The 674-nt window shown below is 57.1% G+C and carries 1 pseudogene; it reads right to left on the bottom strand.

Annotated elements, in window-relative coordinates:
• Nucleotides 1–612: pseudogene (locus WH277_RS05370) on the bottom strand (3'-5' exonuclease); the annotation flags it as partial.
• Nucleotides 613–674: the final 62 nt, after the last annotated feature.

Raw genomic sequence — 674 nt, 5'->3', positions numbered from 1 at the left:
CGGGCGGCTGGCGACATATTCCAGATTAAAATCGAGGTGGCTGGCATCGCCGTTCTCCGGGCCAAGCATGTAGACATCACGCTGGCCACAGCCTTCCAGACCAATGCAGTACAGCTCGCCGTGACGCGTTGTTTCAATGTCCAGCGATACCCACTTCAGCGGCGGGCGATAACTCGGGTGCGATTTCAGACGGGTTTTTATCAGTCGGTCCCCGGAGGGCTGACCGCTGAACCAGACCGGGGCAGTGATAAACCGCTCCATCAGGAAGCGCTCTGGCGGGCGTACATCTGTTTCATACAGCGTGATGCCATTCTCACGCAGCAGCTTATCCAGCTTTTGTAGCTGGCGTTGCTGTCGGCAATACAGGCCAACCACCGGACGCTGGCGAAAATCTTTTAACTCAAGCGGGGCAAAACGCCAGTCACGCTCACCGGCCAGCAATCGGGTGGCCGCTGCCTGCTGCTCGGCAGGAATAAACGCCACAGACTCCTGAGGCGGAAGAACCACCATCTGCGGCCCGGCATCCGTCGCCAGCCATAGCGTGATTTCACTGCCAGCGGGTGTATCCCGCCAGTGACGGGTGAGTAAAAATCCTGCCTGTGCGTCGTTCACACTGTCTCCCGGGGGTGATGAAGTGTTAATATTAGCATGTTTATTTATACAGTGTTCACCTG

Source organism: Erwinia sp. MYb416 (assembly GCF_037479575.1).
GTDB classification, from domain to species: Bacteria; Pseudomonadota; Gammaproteobacteria; order Enterobacterales; family Enterobacteriaceae; genus Erwinia; species Erwinia rhapontici.
The sequence above is the reverse complement of the archived record's forward strand: the minus strand, read 5'-3'. Positions and strand labels throughout refer to the sequence as shown.